The organism is Chryseobacterium sp. HMWF035 (genome assembly GCF_003094695.1).
Classification (GTDB): domain Bacteria; phylum Bacteroidota; class Bacteroidia; order Flavobacteriales; family Weeksellaceae; genus Chryseobacterium; species Chryseobacterium gambrini.
Map to the genome: position 1 here is coordinate 1 of NZ_QEHP01000133.1, position 1,431 is coordinate 1,431.

General features: G+C 26.5%; 2 protein-coding genes. Both read left to right on the forward strand.

Annotated features, from left to right (window positions below; genetic code table 11):
- Positions 1-185: 185 nt before the first annotated feature.
- Entirely contained in the window at positions 186-500 is a 315-nt protein-coding gene (locus tag DD829_RS20325; RefSeq protein WP_116548105.1) for a hypothetical protein, read from the forward strand.
- 63 nt (positions 501-563) lie between these two features.
- Positions 564-1,316, forward strand: a complete 753-nt coding sequence (locus tag DD829_RS20330; protein WP_116548106.1) for a GLPGLI family protein — start codon at positions 564-566, stop codon at positions 1,314-1,316.
- The last annotated feature ends 115 nt before the right edge of the window (positions 1,317-1,431 follow it).

Consider the following 1,431-nt stretch of genomic DNA (forward strand, 5'->3'; position numbering starts at 1 on the left):
CCATTTCCATTGTTTATATTTATTTTTATCAAAAGTATATATTTTTTCACTAAAAGTAAGGTTTTTTTTATCAAAAGTATTTCCCTAGCTTACGATTTATATTTAGTTTAGCATATGAAAAACACAAGTGCACAAATGTTTTTTTAGTGTTTTAAAATTATTATTAATAAACAAAAAATCATTTTATGAGAAAGACGTTATTGGCAACTTTATTGATTGCCGGAACAACTTTAGGTTTTGCAAAAAATAATGTAGAACCTGAAACTAATGTAAAACTTCAAGATAATAAAATTGAAGTTAAAGAAACAAAAGAGGTAAAAGAAGAAAATGATGATTCAGCTCGTAAAATCTGCACAACTATTTGGACTTGGACAACAAGTTATCAGGTCACAGGTTTAGACGGAACTACTCAAACGGTAACGGATCTTCATACAGCTCAAACAACCAATTGGTGTGGAGATAATAGCCCAAGAACAACATTTGTTTCTGGACAGCCATAATATTATTAATCTAAGTAGTGTGTATTAAGCTAATACACACTATTTTAAATAGAATTCTTAAATATGAAATTTATAATTAAATTAATTTTACTATCTGTTCTTTTTTCTAACGGATTAGTTTATTCTCAACGTTTACAAGTTGAGTATGAAAAATATGACCTTACAGATGGTAGTAACATTAATATGTCTAACGAATTCAATGAGAAGGTAAGACAAATACGTAAAACTCCCCAAAAATATTTTTTGTATTATAAAGATGGAAATTCTTTTTTTAAATCTATTCCTCGCAATTCATTTACTCATAACGCAGGTGATATAAAAAAAGATGAGAGTACAACGTTACATAATAGAGAAGTTTTCAAAGATGTCGAATTAAAAATTTATCATAATAAAAATGAAAATGGAAATTATAGTTATCATAATTTTCAAAATATTAATGAAGAATTTTATGGATATAAAGACACGAAATTTACGAAAATCGAGTATAAGGATGATATAATGAATATTGATAATTATGTCTGTAAATTAGTTGAAGTAAGTTTTGATTCTATAACAAATTTTAAAGTTTGGTATACCGAGGCTATTCCTATTTCTGCCGGACCTTTTTCTTTTAATAATTTTCCAGGTTTAGTTTTAAGAGTGGAAACAGATAGTTATAAGATAACGGCAATTAAGATTAGTAATGATGCAAAGGAATCGGAAGTAGAAACAATGAACAACAAGCTCAAAGTATTTAAGAATGAAGATTATGATAAAAAATTGAGAGAGGTCAGAGAAGAAAGTAGTAAACCTACTTTTGAAGAAATAAAGCTTTAATATAATGCAAAGGTTTTTATACTTATATATTATATTTCTAATAAATTTTTCAGTCATACAGGCTCAAACTATTCACGTAAAAATAAAAGATAATACAAATAAACCACCTGAAAAT

What these genes read in the sequence shown, in the direction of transcription:
- DD829_RS20325 (WP_116548105.1), top strand. Translation starts at nt 186, where the DNA reads ATGAGAAAGACGTTATTGGCAACTTTATTGATTGCCGGAACAACTTTA.
- DD829_RS20330 (WP_116548106.1), top strand. Translation starts at nt 564, where the DNA reads ATGAAATTTATAATTAAATTAATTTTACTATCTGTTCTTTTTTCTAAC.